Origin of the sequence: Dryocola boscaweniae, from assembly GCF_025215095.1 — a bacterium.
Taxonomy (GTDB): domain Bacteria; phylum Pseudomonadota; class Gammaproteobacteria; order Enterobacterales; family Enterobacteriaceae; genus Dryocola; species Dryocola boscaweniae.
This window is the reverse complement of the sequence record NZ_JALHAP010000078.1, coordinates 61,923-88,079: the sequence shown is the minus strand read 5'-3', so window position 1 is coordinate 88,079 and position 26,157 is coordinate 61,923. Positions and strand designations below refer to the sequence as shown.

Annotated in this window: 21 protein-coding genes; 7 read left to right on the top strand and 14 right to left on the bottom strand. The window is 53.2% G+C overall.

Translation table 11 applies throughout. The annotated features are described in order from the left end of the window. Positions 1-4: 4 nt before the first annotated feature. The 8 genes from nuoH to lrhA all read right to left on the bottom strand — a co-directional run bounded on the left by nuoH (position 5) and on the right by lrhA (position 10,249). Positions 5-982, bottom strand: a complete 978-nt coding sequence (gene nuoH, locus MUA00_RS11520; RefSeq protein ID WP_271123186.1) for an NADH-quinone oxidoreductase subunit NuoH — start codon at positions 980-982, stop codon at positions 5-7. Further along, positions 979-3,702, bottom strand: a complete 2,724-nt coding sequence (gene nuoG / locus MUA00_RS11515; RefSeq protein WP_271123185.1) for an NADH-quinone oxidoreductase subunit NuoG — start codon at positions 3,700-3,702, stop codon at positions 979-981. Before nuoG ends, nuoH begins: the two co-directional genes overlap by 4 nt. A 94-nt stretch (positions 3,703-3,796) precedes the next feature. Then, positions 3,797-5,143, bottom strand: coding sequence for an NADH-quinone oxidoreductase subunit NuoF (nuoF, locus tag MUA00_RS11510; protein ID WP_271123184.1), 1,347 nt, complete (start codon positions 5,141-5,143; stop codon positions 3,797-3,799). Then, the gene (gene nuoE, locus MUA00_RS11505) at positions 5,140-5,640 is read right to left on the bottom strand and encodes an NADH-quinone oxidoreductase subunit NuoE (protein ID WP_271123183.1); all 501 of its coding nucleotides are present in this window, start codon (positions 5,638-5,640) and stop codon (positions 5,140-5,142) included. Before nuoE ends, nuoF begins: the two co-directional genes overlap by 4 nt. 2 nt (positions 5,641-5,642) lie before the next feature. Beyond that, positions 5,643-7,454: an NADH-quinone oxidoreductase subunit C/D gene (gene nuoC / locus MUA00_RS11500; RefSeq protein ID WP_271123182.1), complete on the bottom strand. Its 1,812-nt coding sequence runs from the start codon at positions 7,452-7,454 to the stop codon at positions 5,643-5,645. Positions 7,455-7,543: 89 nt separating this feature from the next. Then, positions 7,544-8,221, bottom strand: a complete 678-nt coding sequence (gene nuoB / locus MUA00_RS11495) for an NADH-quinone oxidoreductase subunit NuoB (RefSeq protein WP_121268543.1) — start codon at positions 8,219-8,221, stop codon at positions 7,544-7,546. A gap of 15 nt (positions 8,222-8,236) precedes the next feature. After that, positions 8,237-8,683, bottom strand: coding sequence for an NADH-quinone oxidoreductase subunit NuoA (nuoA, locus tag MUA00_RS11490; protein WP_271123181.1), 447 nt, complete (start codon positions 8,681-8,683; stop codon positions 8,237-8,239). A 630-nt stretch (positions 8,684-9,313) separates the two neighbouring features. Further along, on the bottom strand, positions 9,314-10,249 hold the full coding sequence (gene lrhA, locus MUA00_RS11485; protein ID WP_271123180.1) for a transcriptional regulator LrhA: 936 nt from the start codon (positions 10,247-10,249) through the stop codon (positions 9,314-9,316). A 1,000-nt stretch (positions 10,250-11,249) separates the two neighbouring features. Here lrhA and alaA point away from each other — a divergent pair. Continuing rightward, complete coding sequence (alaA, locus tag MUA00_RS11480; RefSeq protein WP_271123179.1) at positions 11,250-12,464, top strand: alanine transaminase AlaA; 1,215 nt, start codon at positions 11,250-11,252, stop codon at positions 12,462-12,464. 79 nt (positions 12,465-12,543) lie between these two features. Continuing rightward, positions 12,544-13,143, top strand: coding sequence for a 5'-deoxynucleotidase (yfbR, locus tag MUA00_RS11475; protein ID WP_271123178.1), 600 nt, complete (start codon positions 12,544-12,546; stop codon positions 13,141-13,143). A gap of 32 nt (positions 13,144-13,175) precedes the next feature. Here yfbR and MUA00_RS11470 read toward each other — a convergent pair whose 3' ends face one another. The 4 genes from MUA00_RS11470 to yfbV all read right to left on the bottom strand — a co-directional run bounded on the left by MUA00_RS11470 (position 13,176) and on the right by yfbV (position 16,791). Next, positions 13,176-15,008 (bottom strand): SLC13 family permease, encoded by a 1,833-nt coding sequence (locus tag MUA00_RS11470; protein WP_271123177.1) that lies wholly within the window; start codon positions 15,006-15,008, stop codon positions 13,176-13,178. Between the two features lie 84 nt (positions 15,009-15,092). After that, positions 15,093-15,773, bottom strand: a complete 681-nt coding sequence (locus MUA00_RS11465; RefSeq protein ID WP_271123176.1) for a sugar phosphatase — start codon at positions 15,771-15,773, stop codon at positions 15,093-15,095. Further along, entirely contained in the window at positions 15,766-16,260 is a 495-nt protein-coding gene (locus MUA00_RS11460) for a YfbU family protein (protein ID WP_271123175.1), read from the bottom strand. The genes MUA00_RS11465 and MUA00_RS11460 overlap by 8 nt, the downstream gene beginning before the upstream one ends. Before the next feature lie 75 nt (positions 16,261-16,335). Then, positions 16,336-16,791: a terminus macrodomain insulation protein YfbV gene (gene yfbV / locus MUA00_RS11455; RefSeq protein WP_271123174.1), complete on the bottom strand. Its 456-nt coding sequence runs from the start codon at positions 16,789-16,791 to the stop codon at positions 16,336-16,338. Between the two features lie 333 nt (positions 16,792-17,124). Between yfbV and ackA the strand changes: the two genes are divergently transcribed. The 5 genes from ackA to MUA00_RS11430 all read left to right on the top strand — a co-directional run bounded on the left by ackA (position 17,125) and on the right by MUA00_RS11430 (position 24,030). Then, positions 17,125-18,327: an acetate kinase gene (gene ackA / locus MUA00_RS11450; RefSeq protein WP_271123173.1), complete on the top strand. Its 1,203-nt coding sequence runs from the start codon at positions 17,125-17,127 to the stop codon at positions 18,325-18,327. 84 nt (positions 18,328-18,411) lie between these two features. Further along, positions 18,412-20,553, top strand: a complete 2,142-nt coding sequence (gene pta, locus MUA00_RS11445) for a phosphate acetyltransferase (protein ID WP_271123172.1) — start codon at positions 18,412-18,414, stop codon at positions 20,551-20,553. A 291-nt stretch (positions 20,554-20,844) separates the two neighbouring features. Then, positions 20,845-21,891: an ABC transporter substrate-binding protein gene (locus MUA00_RS11440; RefSeq protein WP_271123171.1), complete on the top strand. Its 1,047-nt coding sequence runs from the start codon at positions 20,845-20,847 to the stop codon at positions 21,889-21,891. A 63-nt stretch (positions 21,892-21,954) separates the two neighbouring features. Further along, complete coding sequence (locus MUA00_RS11435; protein ID WP_271123170.1) at positions 21,955-22,767, top strand: ATP-binding cassette domain-containing protein; 813 nt, start codon at positions 21,955-21,957, stop codon at positions 22,765-22,767. A 3-nt stretch (positions 22,768-22,770) separates the two neighbouring features. Beyond that, complete coding sequence (locus MUA00_RS11430) at positions 22,771-24,030, top strand: sugar ABC transporter permease (RefSeq protein ID WP_271123169.1); 1,260 nt, start codon at positions 22,771-22,773, stop codon at positions 24,028-24,030. A gap of 92 nt (positions 24,031-24,122) precedes the next feature. Here the strand turns inward: MUA00_RS11430 and MUA00_RS11425 are convergent, their stop codons facing one another. Beyond that, entirely contained in the window at positions 24,123-24,797 is a 675-nt protein-coding gene (locus tag MUA00_RS11425) for an HAD family hydrolase (RefSeq protein ID WP_271123168.1), read from the bottom strand. Between the two features lie 48 nt (positions 24,798-24,845). Further along, complete coding sequence (locus tag MUA00_RS11420) at positions 24,846-26,126, bottom strand: RbtT/DalT/CsbX family MFS transporter (RefSeq protein ID WP_271123167.1); 1,281 nt, start codon at positions 26,124-26,126, stop codon at positions 24,846-24,848. Between the last annotated feature and the right edge of the window lie 31 nt (positions 26,127-26,157).

Below are 26,157 nucleotides of genomic sequence, written 5' to 3'. Positions count from 1 at the left end.
CCCCTTATGGTGCCTGATAGAGAATGACCGCGGCGGTCACCAGCAAGTTGACAAGCGTCAGCGGCAGACACACTTTCCAGCCGAAAGACATCACCTGGTCATAACGCGGACGAGGCAATGCTGCGCGAATCAAAATGAACATCATCATGAAGAACGCGGTTTTTAACGCGAACCAGATGAACGGTGGTAACCACGGGCCATTCCAGCCACCAAAGAACAGCGTCACAATCAGCGCAGAGACGGTGACGATGCCGATATATTCCCCCACGAAGAACAGACCGAACTTCATACCGGAATATTCGATGTGGTAGCCGTCAGCCAGCTCCTGCTCGGCTTCCGGTTGGTCAAACGGGTGGCGGTGACAAACCGCAACGCCCGCAATCGCAAAGGTAATAAAACCAAAGAACTGCGGGATAACGTTCCACAGATGCGCCTGGTTGTTGACGATATCGCCCATATTGAACGACCCCGCCTGCGCCACCACGCCCATCAGGGAAAGACCAAGAAATACTTCGTAGCTGAGGGTTTGCGCAGAAGCACGCATCGCACCCAGCAGGGAATATTTGTTGTTGCTTGACCAGCCCGCGAACAGGACGGCATAAACCGCCAGGCCTGCCATCATCAGGAAGAACAGGATGCCGATGTTCAGATCCGCCACCACCCAGTTCGGGCTGACCGGCACAATTGCGAAGGCCAGCAGCAACGAGGTGAAAGCAATCATTGGCGCAAGAGTAAAGATTACGCGATCCGAGAAGCGCGGAACCCAGTCCTCTTTAAAGAACATCTTGATCATGTCCGCGACGAGCTGGAGCGAACCGCCCCAGCCTACGCGGTTTGGTCCATAACGGTTCTGGAACAGGCCAAGCAGACGACGCTCGCCGAAGCTCATAAACGCGCCGCAGGTTACGACCACTAACAGGATAACCACCGCTTTGAGGATGCTCAGCAGAATGTCGATAACATCCGGTGTCAACCAACTCATAACGACGCCTCCTGCAGATTTTCAAGACGAGCACCCGCCAGAACCGGGGCAATGCCAGGCATCCCCATTGGCAGTCCAACCTGGCCTGCGGCTAACCCTTCGGATAGTTTCAGCGGCAGACTCAGCGTTTGACCTTCGTAGCTGAAGGAAATCAGGCTACCCGCATTAACGCCAAGCTTCGCGGCGTCCGCCGGGTTCAGCGTAATGTACGGCGCAACCATACGGCTCTGGAAGACCGGCGAACGTTGGGACATCTCGTCGCTGCCAAACAGATGGTAATACGGTGCGACAAGCCATTTGCCAGCTTCTGCCTGGAAAGTTTCCGGCACGTTATCGAAGAAATCGATGCCCGTATCGGAGGCTTCAATCAGGCGCACACCCGGATCGCCGTGGCGCAGTTTGCCCCCCACTTCGGCCTGGAATTTGTTCCATGCCTGCGGTGAGTTCCAGCCCGGCGCCCATGCGAACGGAATCTGCGAACGCGGCGCGGATGGCTGGTTATTCCCTTCCATAGAGAAGGCGAACATAGTGTCTTTGTCCTGCGGCTGACGCGGTTCGTGCACGCTGATGTTGGCGCGCATCGCCGTACGGCCGCTGGAGCGGATTGGAGAACGAGACAGTTTTTGGCCGCGGATACGGAAGCTTGCGTCAGGCGCGGCTTCTTTAATGCCAGCCAGGTGTGGCAACGCTTTCACACAGGCGTCGATAACGTGATCGAGCTGCGTCCAGTCTACTTCGCGGCTGCGAACGGTGCTGTGCAGGGAGTGCAGCCAGCGCCAGCTTTCAAGCATCGCAACGTTGTGGTCGTAATAAGCCGGGTCATAAACCTGGAAGAAACGCTGTGCGCGGCCTTCGTTGTTAATAACCGTACCGTCGCTTTCGGCAAAGCTTGCGGTGGACAGCACCAGATGGGCTTTGTCCATGATCGCCGTGCGCTGATGATCGATAACCATGACCAGCGGAGCTTTGCTGAGCGCCGCGTCAACGCGGGCAGCGGAAGCGTGGCGATGCAGATCGTTTTCCAGCACCACAACCGCATCGGCCGCACCGCTTTCCAGTTCGCTCAGCGCTTCTTCAAGCGAGCCGCCACCGATCATGCCCAGACCCACGCTGTTCACCGCGCGAGCTATCATGGTGATACCAACTTCGGTGCCGCGGCCTTTCAGCGCTTTTGCCACGTTTGCCGCCGCCTGAATCACCGCTTCGCTGCCGGCGTTAGTTCCGGAAACAATAAGCGGTTTTTTAGCGCCGGCCAGCGCCTGAACGATCACGTCGACTTTGTTCTTCAGATCGCGATCCAGTTCTACAGCCGGAGAGTTACTGTCCAGGGCGTTGGCAATGGCGAAGCCCAGCCGTGCCTGATCTTCAACCGGCGCACGGTAAGTCCACGCGGCAATATCATCCAGACGAGTGCTGTCCACGTTTGTCACAAACAGCGGATGTTTCGCATGCTGGCCAATATTGAGGATTGCCGCAATCTGCCAGTCGGCTACTTTTTGCGCCGCTGCCATTTCACGCGCTTTGCCTTTTACGGCCTGGCGAATCGCCAGCGCGGCACGAGCGCCGGTCTGGGTAACGTCTTCGCCCAGAATCAGCACTGCATCGTAGGATTCGATTTCACGTAGCGCAGGGGTATGAATACCGCTTTCGCGCAGCACTTTAAGCATCAGTTGCAGACGAGCCTGCTCGCCGGAAGCGATACCGGTATAGAAGTTATCCGCGCCAACCAGTTCACGCAGCGCGAAGTTGCTTTCAACGCTTGCGCGTGGGGAACCGATACCGATCACCTTCTTCGACTGGCGTAGAATATCCGCCGCGCCCTGCATTGCCTGTTCCGCGTTCAGGAGAATAAGATCGTCGCCGCGGCGCTGGATAGGCTGGCGAGGACGGTCTTTCAGGTTCACATAGCCATAGCCGAAACGGCCGCGGTCACACAGGAAGTAATGGTTAACCGTGCCGTTATAGCGGTTTTCGATGCGACGTAGTTCACCGTAACGCTCGCCGGGGCTTGTGTTACAGCCGAGGCTGCACTGCTGGCAAATACTTGGCGCGAACTGCATGTCCCACTTACGGTTGTAGCGCTCGGAGTGGGTTTTGTCGGTGAAAACGCCGGTCGGGCAAATTTCTACCAGGTTGCCGGAGAACTCGCTTTCAAGCGTGCCGTCTTCCGGGCGACCGAAGTAGACGTTGTCGTGAGCGCCATACACGCCCAGGTCTTTGCCGTCCGCGTAATCTTTGTAATAACGCACGCAGCGATAGCAGGCGATGCAGCGGTTCATTTCATGAGAGACGAACGGGCCGAGGTCCTGATTGCGGTGGGTACGCTTGGTAAAACGGTAGCGGCGGAAGCTATGGCCGGTCATAACCGTCATATCTTGCAGGTGGCAGTTGCCGCCCTCTTCACAGACCGGACAGTCGTGCGGGTGGTTGGTCATCAACCATTCCACAACGCTTTCGCGGAACTGCTTCGCTTCGCCATCGTCAATAGAGATAAAAGTGCCGTCGGAGGCTGGTGTCATACAGGACATCACCAGACGACCGCGGGTATCTTCTGCGTTTTGATATTGCTTCACCGCACACTGGCGGCAAGCACCGACGCTGCCCAGCGCCGGGTGCCAGCAAAAATAAGGAATATCAAGGCCTAAGGAGAGACAAGCTTCTAGCAGGTTGTCCGCTCCGTTAACCTCATATTCTTTGCCGTCTACATGAATCGTAGCCATAGTCAGCATGCTTCCAGTTGGCCTGAATAAATTCAGGCGTTAATCAAAAATTCTTGTGCAATACCACCCCAGGGCTGCGCCCGAGGAGGAAATATCACCAGCGCGTTTTTAACAGGTTCGGCTGAATGCCATTAATGGCACGCGTGTTACCGAAGTCCTGTTTGGCAATGCCTGCTTCGAATTCTTCGCGGAAATATTTAATCGCACTCTGTAATGGCTCAACCGCACCTGGCGCATGAGCACAGAAAGTTTTACCCGGCCCAAGGAAACGACACAGTTGCTCAAGCGTCTCGATGTCGCCTGGCTGGCCTTCGCCACGCTCCAGGGCGCGCAGGATTTTTACGCTCCACGGCAGGCCGTCACGGCACGGCGTACACCAGCCGCAGGATTCACGAGAAAAGAATTCTTCCAGGTTACGGACCAGCGGCACCATGCCGATTTCGTGGTCAACGGCCATCGCAAGCGCGGTACCCAGACGGCTTCCCGCCTTACCGATGCTTTCAAATTCCATCGGCAAATCAAGGTGAGCTTCGGTCAGGAAGTCTGTCCCCGCCCCGCCCGGCTGCCAGGCTTTGAATTTCAGTCCGTCACGCATGCCGCCTGCATAATCTTCAAGGATTTCACGCGCGGTGGTACCGAACGGCAATTCCCAGACGCCAGGATTTTTCACGCGACCAGAGAAGCCCATCAGCTTGGTGCCGGCATCTTTGCTTATGCCGCCGCCAATGCCCTGATACCACTCAACGCCGTCGGCGAGAATGGCAGGAACGTTGCACAGGGTTTCAACATTGTTGACGCAGGTCGGTTTGCCCCAGACGCCGCTTGACGCCGGGAAAGGTGGTTTTGAACGCGGGTTCGCGCGGCGACCTTCCAGGGAGTTAATCAATGCGGTTTCTTCACCGCAGATATAACGCCCGGCGCCGGTGTGCACGATCAGTTCAAAATCAAAACCAGAACCGAGAATATTTTTACCCAGCAGGCCCGCTTCTGTGGCTTCGGCAATCGCACGGCGCAAATTCACCGCCGCTTCGATGTACTCGCCGCGCAGGAAGATGTAGCCACGATAAGCTTTCAGTGCGAATGCGGAAATGAGCATGCCTTCCACCAGCAGGTGCGGCAGTTGCTCCATCAGCAGGCGGTCTTTATAGGTACCCGGCTCCATTTCATCGGCGTTACACAGCAGGTAACGGATGTTCATGGATTCGTCTTTCGGCATCAGGCTCCACTTCAGACCGGTGGAAAAGCCCGCGCCGCCGCGGCCTTTAAGGCCTGCGTCTTTCACCGCATTGACGATGTCGTCCGGCGCCATGCCGGTCAGCGCTTTGCGCGCGCCTTCATAACCGTTTTTGCTGCGATATTCATCCAGCCATACCGGCTGCTTGTCATCGCGCAAACGCCAGGTCAGCGGATGGGTCTCGGCAGTACGAATAATCGTCTTCATTTATACCGCTCCAGCAAATCAGGGATCGCTTCCGGCGTCAGATAGCTGTGAGTGTCCTCATCAATCATCATGGTCGGCCCCTTGTCGCAGTTGCCCAGACAGCAGGTCGGCAGCAGGGTAAAGCGACCATCAAACGTGGTCTGGCCCGGTTTGATGTTCAGTTTTTTCTCGATAGCCGACTGAATGCCCTGGTAGCCCGTAATGTGGCAAACCACGCTGTCGCAGTAGCGAATCACATGGCGGCCTACCGGCTGGCGGAAAATCTGGCTATAGAAGGTGGCTACGCCTTCTACGTCGCTGGCAGGAATGCCCAGCACGTCAGCAATGGCGTAAATGGCGCCGTCCGGCACCCAGCCACGCTGCTTTTGAACGATCTTCAGCGCTTCGATGGACGCGGCGCGAGCATCTTCGTAGTGATGTTTTTCGTGCTCAATCGCTTCACGCTCAGCTTGGCTTAGCTCAAAAGCTTCAGCCTGGGGTTGTAGGTTATCGTGCATAGTTAGCGATCCACATCAGACATTACAAAATCGATACTACCCAGATAGACAATCAGGTCAGAAACCAGGCTGCCGCGGATAGCCGCCGGGATTTGCTGCAGGTGCGCAAAGCTCGGGGTACGGATGCGGGTACGGTAGCTCATGGTGCTGCCGTCGCTGGTCAGGTAGTAACTGTTAATCCCTTTGGTTGCCTCAATCATCTGGAAAGATTCGTTGGCCGGCATGACCGGGCCCCAGGAAACCTGCAGGAAGTGAGTAATCAGGGTTTCGATATGCTGCAGCGTGCGCTCTTTCGGCGGCGGCGTTGTCAGCGGGTGATCCGCCTTGAACGGGCCAGCAGGCATGTTTTTCAGGCACTGGTCGAGAATGCGCAGGCTCTGGCGCAGCTCTTCGACTTTCAGCATCACGCGGGTATAACAGTCGCTCACGCCACCGCCAACCGGGATTTCGAAGTCGAAGTTTTCATAACCAGAGTAAGGGCGAGCTTTACGAATATCGAAGTCGATACCGGTAGCGCGCAGGCCAGCTCCGGTTGTGCCCCACTCCAGCGCTTCTTTCTGACCGTAAGCCGCAACGCCCTGAGAACGCCCTTTCAGGATGGTGTTACGCAGTGCGGCTTTCTCATAGGAATCCAGACGTTTTGGCATCCAGTCGAGGAATTCTTTGAGCAGGCGCTCCCAGCCGTTTGGCAGATCGTGCGCCACGCCGCCGATACGGAACCAGGCCGGGTGCATACGGAAACCGGTAATCGCTTCCACCAGATCGTAAATTTTCTGACGGTCGGTAAAGGCGAAGAACACTGGCGTCATCGCGCCAACGTCCTGAATGAACGTGGAGATGTACAGCAGGTGGCTGTTGATACGGAACAGTTCAGAGAGCATGACGCGAATAACGTCTACGCGCTCCGGCACTTTAATGCCCGCCAGTTTTTCAACCGCCAGCACGTATGGCATTTCGTTCACGCAGCCGCCGAGATACTCGATACGGTCGGTGTACGGAATGTAGCTGTGCCAGGACTGACGCTCGCCCATTTTCTCAGCGCCGCGGTGGTGGTAGCCGATATCCGGTACGCAATCGACAATCTCTTCACCGTCGAGTTGCAGGATTATACGGAACGCGCCGTGCGCGGATGGGTGGTTTGGCCCGAGGTTCAGGAACATGAAATCTTCATGCTCGCTGCTGCGCTTCATACCCCAGTCTTCAGGTTTGAAGGTCAGCGCTTCCATCTCCAGGTCTTCTTTCTGTTTGGTTAATTCAAACGGATCGAATTCGGTGGCGCGCGCCGGGTAGTCCTTACGCAGCGGATGTCCTTCCCACGTTGGCGGCATCATGATGCGCGTCAGGTGCGGGTGGCCATTGAAAGTAATGCCAAACATCTCCCAGGTTTCACGCTCGTACCAGTTGGCGTTCAGGAAAAGTTTGGTGAAGGTAGGCACGTTCAGATCGTTTTCAGACAAGGCCACCTTGAGCATGATATCGCGATTGCGTTCAATGGAAATCAGGTGGTAGAAAACGGAAAAATCCGCGGCCGGTAAACCGTCGCGGTGAGTACGAAGACGCTCGTCCATGCCATGCAGGTCAAACAGCATGACATAAGGTTTTGGCAGTCTTTTTAAGAAATCGCCCACTTCCAGCAATTGTTCACGCTTAACCCAGACCACCGGGACCCCGGTGCGGGTAGGCTGAACGGTAAAGGCATCCGGCCCAAAACGGTTACGCAACTCGCCGATCACCGGATCATCGAGATGATCACGGGTAACACATGCTTGCTGGGCGGCATCTTGCGCGGTTAAATCGGTCATATTTCTCACCATTGCAAATGGTTCTGTGGTGACTGTCGGTCAGTGCTTCGCGCTAATATTATTGATATGCGAAGGCATTTCTTACTGACTACAGGCGCAAATTAAATCTCGTCTGGTGTCCGCAGGTTGGTCACAGCAATTCGTTCGCCGCGTTTACGCTCGCGCTCTGATTGCATATTGGCGCGATAAACGCCCTGATCGCCAACCACCCACGACAGCGGGCGACGTTCTTTACCAATTGACTCTTGCAGCAGCATCAGCGCCTGCATGTAGGCTTCTGGACGCGGCGGGCACCCCGGGATGTAAACATCAACCGGCAGGAATTTATCCACGCCCTGCACGACAGAGTAGATGTCGTACATGCCGCCAGAGTTTGCGCAAGCGCCCATGGAGATAACCCATTTAGGTTCAAGCATCTGATCATAAAGACGCTGAATAACCGGAGCCATTTTGGTGAAGCAAGTGCCGGCAATCACCATCAGATCAGCCTGACGAGGCGACGCGCGCAGAACCTCTGCACCAAAACGTGCCACGTCATGCACGGCGGTAAACGAGGTCACCATCTCAACGTAGCAGCATGAAAGGCCAAAGTTATAAGGCCAAATTGAGTTTTTACGCCCCCAGTTAACCATGTCGTGCAGCGCATGTTCGAGCTTGCCCATGTACACGCTACGGTTAATTTCTTGATCAAGAGGATCGGTTACGATTTCCTGTTTTTGCAGGGGATAACGGTCATTCTCACCGTTGTTGGGGTCTATGCGGGTGAGCGTATAGTCCATCTTATTGCCTCGCTGTTAGCGCGTATGACGTTGAGTTCTACTTTCTGTTTCCGGGTTGATTTGGACACGGCGTGAACGCGCAGGAGTCCAATCGAGCGCGCCAATACGCACCAGATACACCAGACCAGCCAGTAGCACTAAAATGAAAATTGCGGCTTCCACGAAACCAATCCAGCCACTTTCTCGAATGGAAGTAGACCAGGCATAGAGATACAGGGCTTCCACGTCGAAGATAACGAAGAACATGGCCACCAGGTAAAACTTAGCGGAAAGGCGTAAACGCGCGGAACCAACGGAGTCAATACCTGACTCGAAGGGGGTGTTCTTGTGCCGGCCCTGGGCTCTCCCGCCAAGGAACCATGCCCCGAGCAGCATTACGCAACACAGGCCAATGGCAACAATAAGAAAGACAGCGAACGCCCAGTGATGAGCGATAACTTCAGTGGATGTTGACATACTCATTGCTTACTCATCAAAAGTGGCGCCAAAATCTCTGCTCTTGCTGGCAGATGAACACCACATCGATTCATGGGGAGGAACAAATAACCTTACAATAACTGCCGGGAATCAGAAATTTACCAGCAAATTGATGGGGTTTTTTACTCCTTTCTATAACCTTTTGTCAACTTTAACAAAAGTATCCACACACTAGTTTACATTGACTTCATTTCATTAACATTTAATGCGTTAAAACCCGGTGACGTAAGGTTATTAACCCGATTTAAATGGTGGTGAATCGTGTCCGTAGTGTGGAAAAATTTATACAACCCCTCTATTTTGGCAGGAAATCTCAACTATTCCTCCCCCTCATTGGGAGTATTTTCTTGATCTGAGACACGCTTTTGTTAATTCACCTCAAAAAGAAGCAACATTCCCGCCTGTTTTTTAACATTCCCTTACAGCTTTTGGTAGTAAGGGCAAGGAAGAAGCAAAACGAAACGCTACGGCCTAAGGTGTTGTTTGAAAGAAGCTTTTTTAGCCAATCCGGGCGCAAAAAGCTAAAATGCATAAAAAACGGGCCGCTGAAGCAAATAATCTCTTCAGCGGCCCGTTTTTACAGTTAACATTTTGTTACTAACGAAGCGCGTAAACCTACTCTATTCCGCCCTCAACCAGCAAAGGATCGTCCCCTTCATTTGAGGCTACCGCGTAATTATAAGGGTTTGGGTTGTTTTCCATCGCGGTGAAAATGGCCTGCGCCAGTTCGTTATTCGTCTGCGGATTACGGCAAAGCAGGTAATGCGTGTCCGGCATAACAGGAAGGCCGTCAGCCGAGCCCAATACCCGCAGTTCCGGGCTCATCATCTCCACGGGTCTGGCAGTAACGCCGAGACCGGCTTTTACTGCAGCCCTGACCGCGGCAAGCGTCGATGCGACATAAGAGATGCGCCACGGAATATGCTCCGCATTAAGGTGTTCAAGCATCATGTCGCGATACGGGCTCGGATCGTCGAGCATAACCAGCGGCACGGCCTCCCCTTTCTGAAAGACATAATCTGCCGCGCAGTACCATAAAGTTGGCGAAGTACGCAGGACAATTGAATCAAAATGGGCGGGCTTTGAAGTGGTGACAACCAAATCAACTTCCTGCTGATTGAGCATTTCAATCATGAAAGGATTACGTTTGACTCGTACATCCAACGCCAGTTTAGGGTAAACGGAGCTCACTCTGTTTAGAAGAAAGGGAAGAATGGTATCTGCGGTTTCATCAGAGGCCCCGATGGTCAGCACGCCTTGCAGGTTGCTGAACATCAGCGAAGTACAGGCCTCGTCGTTAAAACGCAGGATTTTGCGCGCATATCCCAATAGCTGAATGCCGTGTTCAGTCAACAGCTTGTTACGGCCATGACGCGCAAAGAGCTCTTTTCCAACCAGTTGCTCAAGGCGTTGCATCTGTTGGCTGACTGCGGATTGGGTACGGCACACCGCTGCTGCGGCTGCCGCAAACGTATTAAGATCGGCGACCGCAACAAAAGTTCTCAGCAGATCGAGGTCGAGATTAAGTATCGGGCGATTTGCGTTAATCATAATTTTTTCACTATTAGGTTGCTCTTGCGAGTCTGCCTTAGTTCTATTGCTGTGATTTATCAAAGAGATAAAGCAATTCCATTTACAGAACATCTCTTAAGAGTTCATGCTCTTTTTAGAGACTGTAGTTCTGTTTTTTTAATATTTTATTTTTCCTGCAGGGCGGATCAATTATGTGAAGCTCACCCATCGGGATATTGCTATGGCTAATACAACATACAAACCAATAGCTTGTCATACCAGTCAATTAATTTAACGCTAAGCAACGCTTATAAATCCCGCTTCAAAATCTGGCCTTATTTATTCTCTGCGATCGCCTACAGGGTAAGGCGCTGAGAAACCATCATTCAGAAGGTTGAGACCGGCGCTAACAGGGCGAACAAAAATACCTGTTAATACCTTATAAAGCACGGCGTTACTGAAATTGACAGCTTTTAAAAAAACCTGTCAGGCAGCGTATCTTACCGCAAATTACCTTGATTTATAAGATCAAATGCGCATTATCTGATCGCATTCTCTTTTTTAAGCTTTTCGGACAGACTTATTCCTGGCGCATTGTTAATTGTCACACGCTATAATAAAAACTGCTTAATAATTTCCAGGGTATATATTAATTACAATTCCGACTACGTTTATAAACATCTCTTTAACCACCCGCTATTGCCGGCTCGCGTAACACGCATGTTTATTAGTTCTTGCTTATACATTTCCAAAGTGGATCTTTTGGCCAACAGAAGCACGCGCTTTACAGCCCGGTATAAGACAGAATATAAATTCTCTCTTAAAACACTAACCCGGAACTTTAAGCCACTAAAAACACACAACACAATACCAACCACTAAAAAACAAAATTAATCGCCCCTTTTTTGTTTACATCCTGCTGAAGATAAATTGCTCTGAAGCGCTTCGTTTGGGTTCAAATCTGCATCGGCCAGGAGTACATTGGTGCCTGGTTGCTTCCACGGCAGGAAGCAACGCTCACATTTAAGGTCGAAGCTCCATGTCCCCTATCGAAAAATCCAGCAAATTAGATAATGTCTGTTATGACATCCGTGGCCCTGTTCTCAAAGAGGCGAAACGCCTGGAAGAAGAAGGCAATAAAGTGCTTAAACTGAACATCGGCAACCCCGCCCCGTTTGGTTTTGAAGCCCCGGATGAAATCCTTGTCGATGTGATTCGCAACCTACCTACAGCGCAGGGATATTGCGACTCAAAAGGCTTGTACTCCGCACGCAAGGCCATCATGCAGCACTATCAGGCGCGGGGCATGCGGGATGTGACCGTTGAAGATATCTACATTGGCAACGGCGTTTCTGAACTGATTGTTCAGTCGATGCAGGCGCTGCTTAACAGCGGCGATGAAATGCTGGTTCCCGCACCAGATTACCCATTGTGGACAGCAGCCGTGTCGCTCTCCGGCGGTAAAGCGGTACATTATCTTTGTGATGAATCCGCCGACTGGTTCCCGGATCTGGATGATATACGCGCCAAAATCACCCCGCGCACTCGCGGCATTGTGATAATCAACCCGAATAACCCAACCGGTGCGGTGTATTCAAAAGCATTACTGATGGAAATCGTGGAGCTGGCTCGTCAGCATAACCTCATTATTTTTGCCGATGAGATTTACGACAAAATCCTCTATGACGAAGCAGAGCATATCTCCATCGCAACGCTTGCGCCGGACCTGTTAACCATCACCTTCAATGGCCTGTCCAAAACTTATCGCGTGGCCGGTTTCCGTCAGGGCTGGATGGTTCTGAGCGGGCCGAAGAAGCATGCCAAAGGCTATATTGAAGGGCTGGAAATGCTGGCCTCAATGCGATTGTGCGCCAATGTTCCGGCGCAGCACGCTATTCAAACCGCGCTTGGCGGCTATCAGAGCATCAGCGAATTTATCGTGCCGGGCGGCCGTCTCTATGAGCAGCGTAACCGGGCGTGGGAACTGATCAACGACATTCCGGGCGTTTCCTGCGTAAAACCTCGCGGCGCGCTGTATATGTTCCCGAAAATCGACGCGAAACGCTTTAACATTCACGACGACCAGAAGATGGTGCTCGATTTCCTGCTGCAGGAGAAAGTGCTGCTGGTGCAGGGAACGGCATTTAACTGGCCGTGGCCCGATCATGTCCGTATCGTGACGCTCCCACGCGTGGATGAATTAGAAATGTCCATCAACAAGCTTGGGCGATTCCTCGGCCACTATCACCAGTAAATCTTTGCCGGGGAAGATGTTTGCATCTTCCCCTTTCTCCTCGCACAATGGTTTTCTTTGCTAAAGACCAGGTGCATCCATGAGTCAAAGCCATTTCTTCGCCCATCTTTCCCGCCTGAAACTCATCAACCGTTGGCCGCTAATGCGCAACGTGCGTACTGAAAACGTGTCGGAACACAGCCTTCAGGTCGCGATGGTCGCTCATGCCCTTGCTGCGATCAAAAACCGTAAATTCAACGGCAACCTGAACGCCGAACGCATTGCGCTGCTGGCTTTGTACCATGACGCCAGCGAAGTGCTGACCGGCGATCTCCCGACGCCGGTAAAATACTTTAATTCGCAAATTGCTCATGAATACAAAGCCATCGAGAAGATTGCCCAGCAAAAATTAATCGATATGGTGCCAGAAGAACTGCGGGATATCTGGGCGCCGCTGATTGATGAACATCAGTGCAGCGATGAAGAAAAAGCCGTCGTTAAACAGGCGGATGCGCTATGCGCGTACCTGAAATGTCTGGAGGAGTTATCCGCCGGGAATAATGAATTCTTGCTGGCGAAAAGCCGACTTGAGAAAACGCTGGCCGACCGTCACAGCGAAGAGATGGACTATTTCATGCACGTGTTCGTGCCAAGCTTCCAGCTTTCGCTTGATGAGATTAGCCAGGATTCCCCGTTGTAGGTCGGGTTAAGGCCTGAGCCGCCGCCCGTGCATTAAAAAGGAAACAGCATCGGCACCATCACTACGCTCACAACCATCACGATAACGGTAAACGGCACGCCCAGTTTCACAAAGTCGCTGAATTTATAGTTACCCGGCCCCAGCACCAGCGTATTTACCGGCGAGGAAACCGGCGTCATAAAGGCGGCGGATGCGGCAAGCGCCACAATCATCGCAAATGGATAAGGCGAAACACCCATGGATTTCGCCGCCGCCAGCGCGATTGGCGCCATTAATACCGCCGTCGCGGTATTGGAAATAAACAGCCCAATGGCCGCGCACATCACAAATAAACACACAAGCATAATATAAGGCCCGTACCCGCCGCCCAGCTTCATTAATCCGCTAACAATCAAATCCACCCCGCCGGTTTTTTGCAGCGCAAGCGCAAAAGGCATCATGCCGACAATCAAAATAATGCTCGGCCAGTGAATCGCTTTGTAAGCGCTTTCCATATCGATGCAGCGGAATTTCCCCATCAACAGGCAGGCAATGATAGCCGCAATGGGGTTAGGAATTTCATCGGTCAGCATCAGGGCAACCATTAATGCCAGACAAAAAATGGCATGCGGCGCCTGGCTATGCGCCGGAGACGCTTCGCCCTCTTCCACCGGCAGATTGAGCACTAAAAAATCGCGGCTTTTTTGGTTCAACTGGCTGATTAATTTCCAGTCGCCGACCACAAGAAGTATATCGCCAAGCTGGAGAGGTTCATCCACCAGCAGACCTTCCAGCGCCTCGCCGTTGCGCTTAAGGCCTACAACATTCAGCCCATAGCGGGTACGGAAACTCATTTCGCGCAGCGTCTGTCCAATTAGTTCCGAATCGGGGATCATCGATACTTCCGCCATGCCCACATCCAGCGCCTGGTCAGAGAAATATTCCCCGCGCAGGATCATCGGCTCAAGCCACTGTTCGCTGCAAAATTCACGCAGATCGATATCGGATGCAGACATATCAATCAGCAGCACGTCCCGGGCGCGGAACTCGGTTACGCCGGTGACGTTTACTATCACCCGACGGAATTTACGCCAGCGCTCAAGACCAATCACATTGGCGCCGTAGCGCTCACGCAGTTTTAAATCATCAAGACGGTGGCCAACCATCGGCGAGCCGGGGCGAATGGTCAGGCGACGAGCACGGCCCGTAAGACGATACTCCTTAATCAGGTCACGAAAAGTACGGCGCTTCCAGCTTTCTTTCCCCTCTTCTTTGCTCTGCCCGTTAAGTGCGAACCTGGCAAAAAGCATATAAAGGATGCCCAGCACGAGCACAACCAGTCCTATAGGCGTCACGCTAAAAAAGTTGAACCCCTGTAATCCTTCACGCAGCAGTTCGCTGTTGACCACAAGGTTAGGCGGCGTTGCGACCAGCGTCATCATGCCGCTGATAAGTCCGGCAAAGCTCAGGGGCATCATCAGGCGTGACGGAGCCGTTTTCATGCGCATGGAAACGCTGAGCACGACGGGAATGAAAATGGCGACAACGCCGGTTGAGCTCATAAAGGCGCCTAATCCGGCGACGGTGAGCATCAGAAGAACAAGCATTCTGGTTTCGCTGCTGCCGGCAACGTCCACCAGCCAGGAACCCATTTTAGTCGCAACGCCCGTACGAACCAGGCCGTCGCCGATAATAAAAAGCGCTGCAATCAGAATGACGTTGGGATCGCTGAACCCGGAAAAAGCTTCGCTAAGCGTTAGCGTATCGCTCAGGACAAAAGCCACAATCACCAGTAACGCCACGGCATCCATTCGTACCTTGCCGGTGGCGAACAGCACAACTGCGATACCAAGCAGTGACAATACCCAAATCAATTCCGAGCTCAAAACGCTTCCTTGTTTCCAAAAGTTAACCGAATGCTCAAAGAATGCCATAAAAAAACCCCGCAAATGCGGGGTTAAATCATGTGATTAGTGTTTTCTCAGCACTTCCACGCTGCCGTCAGGTAATTTTTGAATCAGCAGTTCAGTTAGCGATTGTAATGCGTAATCGACGTGCTCCAGACGGGGCGTGTCCGCGGGCGCGTTAACCGCGATGACATGGCAGCCGGCCGCAAGACCTGACAGCACGCCCGCCGGAGCGTCTTCCACAACAACGCACTCTTCAGGCTCAAGCCCCAGCAGTTGCGCGCCAAGCAGATAAGCATCTGGCTCAGGCTTGCCGCGCGGCACACGTTCTGCGGTAACGAACACCTCTGGCTCAGGCAAACCACCCGCCAGGCGGCGCGCTGCGGCAACAGGTACAGAGCCGGAAGTCACGATTGCCCAGGGAATACCCGCTTCGTTCAGATGCGTCAACAGCTCAACGGCCCCTGGAAGCGCCGTGACGCCGTCGGTGTCTTCCGACTCGATTTTCTCAAGTCTTAAGAACTCCTGTTGGATCTCTTCTTCAGACGCGCCCGCCATAAAATGACGCAGTGAAGTAATCGCCTGCTTGCCGTGGATAAAACCCAGTACCTCTGCAGGAGAGATATCAAAGCGCTTCGCCCAGTTTATCCATGCACGCTCAACCGCTGGCAGGGAATCAACCAGAGTCCCATCCAAATCAAACAAGAAACCTTTACACTTCACCACACTTATCCCCTCAGGCATTGATAATCTGCGCGATTTCATTCGCACTTAAGTGATACTGACGCGGACAGGACTGCCACACTTTCAGCATGCGTTGATATTTTTCCCACATTGGGGTCTGCGCGTTAAAGCCATGAGTGCCCGCGTCAAAATGTGCGTAGCGGCCTTCAACGTTAACCATAAAGCGAACATAGCCCAGGAAACGCGCTTCTGTTGCGGCGTCAAAGCCCAGGAAAGTGACACGACGTTCGTCGATGTTTTGACTGTCCTTAAGGTTCGCCCAGGAAACATGCAGCGCGTGATACATCTCCATGATGTCGATAACGGTGCGGCAGGTTTCTTCCGTTAGCTGACCAAATTCACGATCCAGTTCACGCATTTGCAGGCCGTAGCCGCGCTCAATAATGGTTTGCAGGCGACGGTAACGCTCGGCGTTGTCCGGGTCGAGCATGGTCATCATTTTGTACTGGTTGGATAAAATCAGACGCTGGGCGTTAGTCATTTCCATTTAAGAGCTCCTGTAGTGCAGGAATATATCCCGCTAAAAAGTATGCCTTCTTTTATATGCGCAACCGCCCTGCTTTTACAAATCATCCAGGAAAGTTTTATCAAGCTGTTTGAACGCGCGCTTGAGCACATCGGCCAGAGCCTGATAATCCGGCTTGCCTTCCACCGGCGCTAAAGCCTGGCCCGACTCCTGCAATTTACCGCGCACTTCATAGAACCAGTGCAGAATAGTTGGCGGTAACGGCGTAACGGAACGCTTGCCCAACCACCAAAGGCCCTGCATTGGCAAGCTGCAGGCAAACAAAGCGGTAGCAACGGCAGGACCAAGCTGGCCGCCAAGGGCGATTTGCCAGGTCAGCGTGAAAACGGCAAGCGGAGGCATAAAGCGGATCGCAAAACGGGTGGCGCGTATGACGCGGTTTTCGACAAAGACCGGCGCGAGGCGTTTATCAACGGGCCAGGTCTTCGAATAATGTTGGCCACGGCCGAATAAGCTAAACCAGCTAATGTGGCTATTAGGGGGTGTCGACATGGCTTTACCTCAACTTCACAGATAAAAAATAAAATTATTGTGCAAGATAACAACTCTAAATGACATGGTTCAAAATATTTTGTCTTTAAGGGCCCCGGAGGTTATCCTGTGCGGGCTTTTGACGGCCGTAGAAGGGAAACCGCCGGTTGTCAAACTGTCACTTAACTCGCCTTTGCCGAAAAAATGCGCAAAATGGCGTAAACTCTAGAGTATTTATTCGCCATGCCAGAAAAACGACTTTGGCATGACGTTAATCATAAATGTCAGCCTCATCATGCGCTACGCTGAGAGACTATCTGACGTTTTTTTAGCCACGTAAAAGTAGGTACTTCCATGTCGAGTAAGTTAGTACTGGTTCTGAACTGCGGTAGCTCTTCACTGAAATTCGCAATTATCGATGCTGTAAACGGTGACGAGTACCTCTCTGGTTTAGCCGAATGTTTCCATCTTCCAGAAGCACGTATCAAGTGGAAAATGGATGGCGGTAAACAAGAAGCGGCTTTGGGTGCAGGCGCCGCTCACAGCGAAGCTCTTAACTATATGGTTAATACCATTCTGGCACAAAAACCAGAGTTGTCCGAGCAACTGACCGCAATCGGCCACCGCATTGTTCACGGCGGCGAGAAATACACCAGTTCCGTTGTTATCGACGACTCTGTGATTCAGGGTATCAAAGATTCCGCTTCTTTTGCACCGCTGCATAACCCAGCACACCTGATCGGTATCGCTGAAGCGCTGAAATCTTTCCCTAAACTGGCTGATAAAAACGTTGCCGTGTTCGACACCGCGTTCCATCAGACCATGCCGGAAGAGTCTTACCTCTACGCCCTGCCATACAAACTGTACAAAGAGCACGGCGTTCGTCGCTACGGCGCGCATGGCACCAGCCACTTCTACGTCACTCAGGAAGCAGCAAAAATGCTGAACAAACCTGTGAGCGATGTGAACATCATCACCTGCCACCTCGGCAACGGCGGTTCTGTTTCCGCTATCCGTAACGGTAAATGCGTGGATACTTCCATGGGTCTGACCCCGCTGGAAGGCCTGGTCATGGGCACCCGTTCTGGCGACATCGACCCGGCTATCATCTTCCATCTGCATGACACCCTGGGCATGAGCGTTGAAGACATCAACAAAATGCTGACCAAAGAGTCCGGCCTGCTGGGTCTGACCGAAGTCACCAGCGACTGCCGTTATGTTGAAGACAACTACGAAACCAAGGCGGACGCTAAACGTGCAATGGACGTTTACTGCCACCGCCTGGCGAAATACATCGGTTCTTATACCGCGCTGATGGACGGTCGTCTGGACGCTGTAGTATTCACCGGCGGTATTGGTGAAAACGCAGCAATGGTACGTGAGCTGTCCTTGGGCAAACTGGGCGTTCTGGGCTTTGAAGTTGACCACGAACGCAACCTGGCTGCACGTTTTGGCAAGTCCGGCTTCATCAACAAAGAGGGTACCCGCCCGGCGGTGGTCATTACCACCAACGAAGAGCTGGTTATCGCTCAGGATGCATTCCGCCTGACTGCCTGATTCTCCCGCCGCCAGCGTTTGCTGGCGGTGTTGTTTTCTGAGTCTCGTGAGCGAGCCGCTCGCGAAAACGAAAGAGGTTATAACGTGTCCCGTACTATTATGTTGATCCCTACCGGAACCAGCGTCGGCCTGACCAGCGTCAGCCTCGGTGTGATCCGCGCTATGGAACAAAAAGGCGTCCGCCTTAGCGTATTCAAGCCTATCGCTCAGCCGCGCACCGGCGGCGATACTCCTGACCAGACCACCAGCATCGTACGCGCTAACTCCACCATCCCTGCGGCTGAACCGCTGCGCATGAGCCACGTTGAGACGCTGCTGTCCAGCAATCAACAAGACGTGCTGATGGAAGAGATCATCGCCAACTACCACGCGAGCAGCAAAGACGCGGAAGTCGTGCTGGTTGAAGGTCTGGTGCCGACGCGTAAACACGAATTCGCACAGTCTCTGAACTATGAAATCGCCAAAACGCTGAATGCCGAAATCGTCTTCGTTATGTCTTTGGGCAACAATTCCCCGGAGCAGATGAAAGAGCGCATCGAGCTGGCCCGCAGCAGCTTCGGCGGCAGCAAAAACACCAACATCACCGGCGTTATCATTAACAAACTGAATGCCCCGGTTGATGAGCAAGGCCGCACCCGTCCGGACCTGTCCGAGATTTTCGATGACTCCACCAAAGCGAGCATCGCGAACATCGATCCGAAAGAACTGTTTGCCGACAGCCCGCTGCCGGTTCTGGGCTGCGTACCCTGGAGCTTCGACCTGATTGCTACTCGTGCAATCGACATGGCTCGCCATCTGGGCGCAACCATCATTAACGAAGGCGATATCAAAACCCGCCGCGTTAAATCCGTCACCTTCTGCGCACGAAGCATTCCACATATGCTGGAGCACTTCCGTCCGGGCTCCTTGCTGGTTACTTCCGCAGACCGCCCGGACGTGCTGGTTGCAGCGTGCCTGGCCGCAATGAACGGCGTTGAAATCGGCGCAATCCTGCTGACCGGCGGCTACGAAATGGACGCGCGTATCAGCAAGCTGTGCGAACGCGCATTTGCGACTGGCCTGCCGCTGTTCATGGTTGAAACCAACACCTGGCAGACCTCTTTGAGCCTGCAGAGCTTCAATCTGGAAGTTCCAACCGACGACCATCAGCGTATCGAAAAAGTGCAGGAATATGTGGCAAGCCATATTGATGCAAACTGGATCGAATCCCTGACCGCAACCTCCGAGCGTAGCCGTCGTCTGTCTCCACCAGCGTTCCGCTATCAGTTGACCGAACTGGCCCGTAAAGCCGGCAAACGCGTTGTGCTGCCAGAAGGCGACGAGCCGCGTACCGTTAAAGCCGCCGCCATCTGTGCTGAACGCGGTATCGCGACCTGCGTGCTGTTGGGTAACCCGGATGAAATCACCCGCGTTGCTGCGGCGCAGGGCGTTGAGCTGGGCGCGGGCATCGAAATCGTCGATCCGGAAGTGGTTCGCGAAAGCTACGTTGCCCGTCTGGTTGAGCTGCGTAAGAGCAAAGGCATGACCGAAGCGGTTGCGCGTGAACAACTGGAAGACAATGTCGTTCTCGGCACCCTGATGCTGGAGCAAGACGAAGTTGACGGCCTGGTTTCCGGCGCGGTTCACACCACAGCGAACACCATTCGTCCGCCGCTGCAGCTAATCAAAACAGCGCCTGGCAGCTCGCTGGTTTCTTCCGTGTTCTTCATGCTGCTGCCTGAACAGGTTTACGTTTACGGCGACTGCGCGATCAACCCGGATCCTACCGCAGAGCAACTGGCAGAAATCGCTATTCAGTCCGCGGATTCTGCAACTGCATTCGGTATCGAACCGCGCGTGGCGATGCTCTCCTACTCCACCGGTACTTCTGGTGCAGGCAGCGACGTTGAGAAAGTACGCGAAGCAACCCGTATCGCTCAGGAAAAACGTCCGGACCTGGTTATCGACGGTCCGCTGCAGTATGACGCAGCGGTAATGGCTGACGTTGCGAAATCCAAAGCGCCTAACTCCCCTGTTGCGGGTCGTGCGACCGTGTTCATCTTCCCGGACCTGAACACCGGTAACACCACCTACAAAGCGGTACAGCGCTCAGCAGACCTGATTTCCATCGGGCCAATGCTGCAGGGCATGCGCAAGCCGGTCAACGACCTGTCTCGCGGCGCGCTGGTTGACGATATCGTCTACACTATCGCTCTGACTGCGATTCAGTCTTCTCAGCAAGACTAATTCCCGTTGAGTAGCGAAAAAGGCCGCAAGAATTTGCGGCCTTTTTTATTGTGAATTTCCCGCCCGCTGCCCCGTCTATTCTGCTGTTAATCACAAAAAACACATCGCTTTTCTGACTGTTCTTGACAACCTAAATGAGTAGTGGCAAATCTGCTTCACCGATTGAGCAAATGTAATCGCAATGCTAATAAAAAGCTTCATTTTGGTTTCTTAACGTTAAAAACATAACCTCTGCCTCCGGTCGCAACTTGTGAGGCGGTCATCGTGTTCGAGTCAGTGAGGAGCAGAAAAATGCGTTACCCTACAATGTTCAAAGCATCCCTTATGGCTGTGTTTGGTTTTACCGGTTTAGCCCACGCGCAAGAAGCCGCGACCGTGGCTTTTTTAATGCCCGATCAGGCATCCACCCGCTATGAGCAGCATGATTTCCCCGGCTTTAAGGCGGAAATGAATAAGCTCTGCCAGCAGTGCAAGGTCATCTATCAGAACGCCAACGCCAGCGCATCTTTGCAGCAACAGCAGTTCAACTCTGCCATTGCGCAAGGCGCGAAGGTGATAGTGCTCGATCCCGTTGATTCATCCGCAGCGGCGGGTCTGGTGGAAATTGCCCATTCACAGGATGTGAAAGTGGTTGCTTACGATCGCCCCATCCCGGCAAAGCCCGCGGATTTTTATATCTCTTTTGACAACGAAGGCATCGGCTACGCCATTTCCACCTCGCTGGTCGAGCATCTGAAAGCGACAAATGTTCCTGCCGGCTCTGGCGTCCTTGAAATCAACGGTTCGCCAACGGATGCCGCGGCGGGACTTATTCGCGATGGTATCCATCGTGGGTTGAAAGATTCCGGCTACACAACGCTTGCGGAATTCGACACGCCGGAATGGGCGCCGCCGAAAGCCCAGGAGTGGACAGCCGGTCAAATCACCCGCTTTAGCGATAAAATTAAAGGTGTGGTTGCTGCGAATGACGGCACGGGCGGCGGCGCCATCGCCGCGTTCAAAGCAGGCGGAGTACAGCCCATTCCTCCGGTAACGGGCAACGATGCCACTATCGCCGCCTTGCAGTTAATCATTTCCGGCGATCAATACAACACCATTTCCAAGCCTTCGGAAATCGTTGCCGCAGCCGCAGCGAAAGTCGCCGTGCAATTAATTAACGGCCAGACCCCAAAGGCAACCTCAACGCTTTATAACACGCCATCTCAGCTATTTGTTCCGGCTGTCATTACGGCTAAAAATATTAAAGCGGAAATATTCGATAAGAAAATTCAAACGCCGGAACAGGTCTGCAGCGGAGAATATCAGCAGGCCTGTAAAAAATTAGGCATTACTAACTAAGTAACGATTGGTGCGTCCGTAAAAAATACTTACGGGCACACGGACGATATTAAGGTTCTGGCTATGTTAATTGAAAATGACCTCGCATCCCGTGCAGAAAAACCGCTGCTTAAATTAAGTAAAATTTCTAAAAATTTTGGTGCCGTTTCGGCACTGACGGATATCGATCTTGACGTCTATGCCGGTGAGGTTGTCGCTCTGGTCGGAGACAATGGCGCAGGGAAATCTACGCTGGTCAAAATATTAGCCGGCGTGCATCAGGCTACGTCCGGCACGATTGAGTTTGAAGGTGAAAAGATAACCCTCGACAGCCCGGGGAAAGCGCTGGAATACGGTATTTCCACCGTCTTTCAGGACCTGGCTTTATGCGAAAATCTGGATGTGGTGGCGAACCTGTTTCTTGGCCATGAATTGTCAGCCTGGAAACTGGATGAAGTCACCATGGAAGTTCGCGCGTGGACATTGCTTAAAGAGCTGGCGGCGCGAATTCCTTCCGTACGCGAGCCGGTTGCTTCGCTGTCCGGCGGCCAGCGTCAAACCGTCGCCATTGCCCGCTCGCTGCTGCTAAATCCGAAGATAATCATGCTGGATGAACCTACCGCGGCCCTTGGCGTTGCGCAAACCGCCGAGGTGCTTAACCTTATCGAGCGCGTTCGGGAGCGCGGGCTGGGCGTGATTATCATCAGTCATAACATGGAGGATGTCCGGGCCGTGGCGGACCGTATCGTCGTGCTGCGCCTGGGCCGCAACAAAGGTATTTTCACGCCCGAAGCAACCAACCAGGATTTAGTTGCCGCCATCACCGGGGCGACAGAAAACGCCGTATCACGCCGCGTGGAAAGAAAAACCCAGGAACATACGTTGGGGGCGAATTAACAAATGAATACCACCACAAAAAAACCGCTCAATCCCGAAACCATGTTAGATCGCAGCGATGAACGCGTTCATCACAACGATAATATTTTCGGGCTATGGCGTGCCTACATTACCAGAATTAAAACCGGCGACCTGGGGATGATACCCGTGGTGCTCGGGCTTATTATTATTTCCGCCGTCTTTACTTTGCTCAACCCTATTTATCTGGCGCCGAATAACCTCGTCAATATGTTATTTGACTGCGCCACGGTTGGATTTATTTCGCTTGGCATCGTCTGCGTGCTGCTGCTGGGAGAGATCGATCTTTCGGTGGGTTCAATGAGCGGCCTCGCTTCAGCAATCATTGGCGTACTGTGGGTTAATCAGGGCTGGCCCGTCGCAGGCGCAATAGCCGCAGCACTTGCGGTGGGTGCGTTCGTTGGCCTGCTTTACGCTGAACTTTACAGCCGTTTAGGTATGCCGAGCTTCGTGGCGACGCTTGCGGGGCTTCTGGCGTTGCTGGGGATGCAGCTTTATATTCTCGGCCCTTCGGGCAGCATTAACCTCCCCTATATTTCCCCGCTGGTTCGCTTTGGTCAGGTTCTGGTTATGCCCGGCTGGCTGGCGCATACTTTTGCGGTACTGCCCGGCGTTGTCACGATCGCCCAGGGATTACGTACCCGCGCTCGCCGCGCAGAGGTGAATCTCTCTTCCGAACCTCTTGGCGCACTGTGGGCTCGTGGCATCTTTATGACTGCCATTTTTGAATTTATGGTGTTTTATCTCAACATCGGCCGCGGCGTGCCGTGGGTTTTCGGCCTGTTTATTCTTGTGGTTGTCATACTCAACTACGCGCTTAAACGTACAAAATGGGGCCGTTCGATGTTTGCCGTTGGCGGTAATCGCGAAGCCGCCCGCCGCTCGGGTATTAACGTGCGGGGCATTTACATTAGCGCGTTTATGATTTGCTCAGTGCTCGCCACCACCGGCGGAATTCTTGCCGCATCGCGCCTGGCATCCGCCAGTCAGCAGGCCGGAACGGGCGATGTCAATTTGAACGCCATCGCCGCGGCGGTGATTGGCGGCACCAGCCTGTTTGGCGGACGCGGCAGCGCTTACTCTGCCCTGCTGGGCATTATCGTCATCCAGTGTATTTCCAACGGCCTGACGCTGCTTAATCTGCCTTCGTCATTGCGCTACATGATAACCGGCGGGGTGCTTGCCATTGCCGTTATTGTGGATTCGATGGCCCGACGCTCGCGCGTCAGCCACGGTCGAGCCTGATGTGTGAGGCGTTGTAAAAAGAAAGGAAGCGCAGAAATCCGGGCCAGCGGACCGTTTACTCTCCCAGGATGTTTTCTGCGCTTCCGTATTTGTCAGCAACTGCCGGTAAGCACCGGCTTCACATGAAGTTCCAAAGCCTCGATGAGCTCGGTAAGCGCCGGGTAACGCCCTGCCGCCGCCGAAAATTTTGCCTCCTGATAATCAGGTGCGACGACAAAAGTTTTTATCTGCGCCCGGCTAGCAGCGATAAATCCGTTCAGGCTGTCTTCAATGACCACACATTCACCGGCGTTGAGGCCCAGTTTGAACAAAGCAGTCAGATAGACTGCCGGATGCGGTTTGCCGAAGCGTTCGTCATCCGCGCTGCAAACCACTTCAAACCATTCCCACAGCGCCAGCTTGTCAAACACCGCTGCAATAATCTGCTGGCTTGATGATGTCGCCAGCGCCATGCGATAACCATTGGCCTGAAAACAGCGTAAAGCCTGGTACAGCCCGCTCATCGCCCTTCCCTCGGTTCTGATAGATTGGCAGACCTGTGAAACAATGTGTTCCTCAAGCCGCAGCGGCTGAACGGCCAAAGAATATCTTTCACACCAGACACGAGCGATTTCATCGATACGTTTCCCTTTGGTGTATTTCTCGCATTCTTGCGCGGTAATGGCGATGCCAAAGCCTGCAAGCACCTCAATCTGCGAATCCTGCCAGAAGCCTTCGGAATCAATAATGACGCCGTCCATATCAAAAATAACCGCTTGCACGCTCATTGCTGTTCCATTTCTTTTAAGGCTGGCTGTGAGCCAGCCATTATCTTATTACGATGCTCTGACCGCCGCTTTCGCAGCGTCGGAGGCATAGCTCTCAAAGCCCGGCTGTTCGACACGGATAAAGTGGCAAAGGAAGAAGGCGATGATATATAGCGTCGTGTAGGCGATAACCACGCCAACGGTGCTGAAGTAAGGCAGCAGCACAACCGCGATGGCCGGGGCAAGGAAGTTAGACAGACCAGCGGAGAGGTTATAGACCGAAATCGCCGCCCCTTTGTGACGAGGTTCAAGCGCCGGGAATACCGCTGCCATCGGCACAAAGGCCGCGACGAAAATTCCCAGCGCGATGGCGGGAATCAGCGCCATCGCGAAGTTATGTCCGAAGTGCTGCGGCACATAGTAGAACGCCAGGCTGGACAGGGCCATGCCGATGCAGCCAAACCAGCGAACAACGCGCATCCAGCCCATTTTCTCAGCCACAATTCCCCAGAAGATATTGGAGAAAATAGTGGTGAAGAAAAATACCGCCCACACCTGCAGCCATTCGGAGGTGGTAAAGCCCAGCTCGTCGACAAACATCATCGGCATAATTACCGCAAAACCGAACAAAGACAGGGTGTTGATAATACGCACCATGCTCGAATACATAATGCTGCGGTTGGTATACAGCAGAGTAATGGCGCGGCTTAGTTCATTAAATTTCTCGCGGGTAGTGAGATTGTGCATATGCGTTGGGGTATGGACTTTACGCAGCGATATCATCGCAATCATTCCGCCTGCCAGGCAGAAGAACAGCGCCATCCATAGCGTGCCCAACTCACCCACCAGCGGGATAGTAAAGCTTGGAATGTAGCTGCCAGCCACGCCGATGCCGATGGAGTAAACCGCCCAGTACCAGCCAAGGGCCGAACTGGCGTTCTCGCTCTTCACGTTATGGATAATCACCACGATGAAAGAGTAAAGGAATAACGGATAGGCAAACCCACGGATGCCGTAGAACAGCAGGATCAGCGGATAGTTTGCGTGCCCCAGGCCGAAGGTCAAAAACAGAACATGGAAAACGCACCACAGCACAAAACCGATAAACATGGTTTTCTGCGGCGTAATAATTTCAGCCACCACGCCGGAAACCCAGGCAGACAGCGCCGCGGCAAGGCCATAGAGCGTAAAGGCAAAAGATGCTTGCGCCGGAGAAAAACCCAGCTCCTTAATGTAGTGGGACAGAAATGCCAGCTCAAAGCCGTCGCCGGTCATAAACACGGCGATGGCGATGTAACCCCACAGCAGGTGAAGCGGTAATCCAAACCACTGTTTGTTAGCAATGGACATAGTGACCTCGTTTTTCGTGTACAGGGGTATA

Coding starts and splice junctions, on each gene's coding strand:
- MUA00_RS11420 (WP_271123167.1), bottom strand. CDS start 26,126: ATGTCCATTGCTAACAAACAGTGGTTTGGATTACCGCTTCACCTGCTG.
- MUA00_RS11440 (WP_271123171.1), top strand. CDS start 20,845: ATGCGTTACCCTACAATGTTCAAAGCATCCCTTATGGCTGTGTTTGGT.
- nuoA (WP_271123181.1), bottom strand. CDS start 8,683: ATGAGTATGTCAACATCCACTGAAGTTATCGCTCATCACTGGGCGTTC.
- MUA00_RS11465 (WP_271123176.1), bottom strand. CDS start 15,773: ATGCCTGAGGGGATAAGTGTGGTGAAGTGTAAAGGTTTCTTGTTTGAT.
- MUA00_RS11435 (WP_271123170.1), top strand. CDS start 21,955: ATGTTAATTGAAAATGACCTCGCATCCCGTGCAGAAAAACCGCTGCTT.
- yfbV (WP_271123174.1), bottom strand. CDS start 16,791: ATGTCGACACCCCCTAATAGCCACATTAGCTGGTTTAGCTTATTCGGC.
- lrhA (WP_271123180.1), bottom strand. CDS start 10,249: ATGATTAACGCAAATCGCCCGATACTTAATCTCGACCTCGATCTGCTG.
- MUA00_RS11460 (WP_271123175.1), bottom strand. CDS start 16,260: ATGGAAATGACTAACGCCCAGCGTCTGATTTTATCCAACCAGTACAAA.
- nuoG (WP_271123185.1), bottom strand. CDS start 3,702: ATGGCTACGATTCATGTAGACGGCAAAGAATATGAGGTTAACGGAGCG.
- MUA00_RS11430 (WP_271123169.1), top strand. CDS start 22,771: ATGAATACCACCACAAAAAAACCGCTCAATCCCGAAACCATGTTAGAT.
- yfbR (WP_271123178.1), top strand. CDS start 12,544: ATGAGTCAAAGCCATTTCTTCGCCCATCTTTCCCGCCTGAAACTCATC.
- nuoE (WP_271123183.1), bottom strand. CDS start 5,640: ATGCACGATAACCTACAACCCCAGGCTGAAGCTTTTGAGCTAAGCCAA.
- ackA (WP_271123173.1), top strand. CDS start 17,125: ATGTCGAGTAAGTTAGTACTGGTTCTGAACTGCGGTAGCTCTTCACTG.
- nuoC (WP_271123182.1), bottom strand. CDS start 7,454: ATGGTGAGAAATATGACCGATTTAACCGCGCAAGATGCCGCCCAGCAA.
- nuoH (WP_271123186.1), bottom strand. CDS start 982: ATGAGTTGGTTGACACCGGATGTTATCGACATTCTGCTGAGCATCCTC.
- nuoB (WP_121268543.1), bottom strand. CDS start 8,221: ATGGACTATACGCTCACCCGCATAGACCCCAACAACGGTGAGAATGAC.
- alaA (WP_271123179.1), top strand. CDS start 11,250: ATGTCCCCTATCGAAAAATCCAGCAAATTAGATAATGTCTGTTATGAC.
- nuoF (WP_271123184.1), bottom strand. CDS start 5,143: ATGAAGACGATTATTCGTACTGCCGAGACCCATCCGCTGACCTGGCGT.
- MUA00_RS11425 (WP_271123168.1), bottom strand. CDS start 24,797: ATGAGCGTGCAAGCGGTTATTTTTGATATGGACGGCGTCATTATTGAT.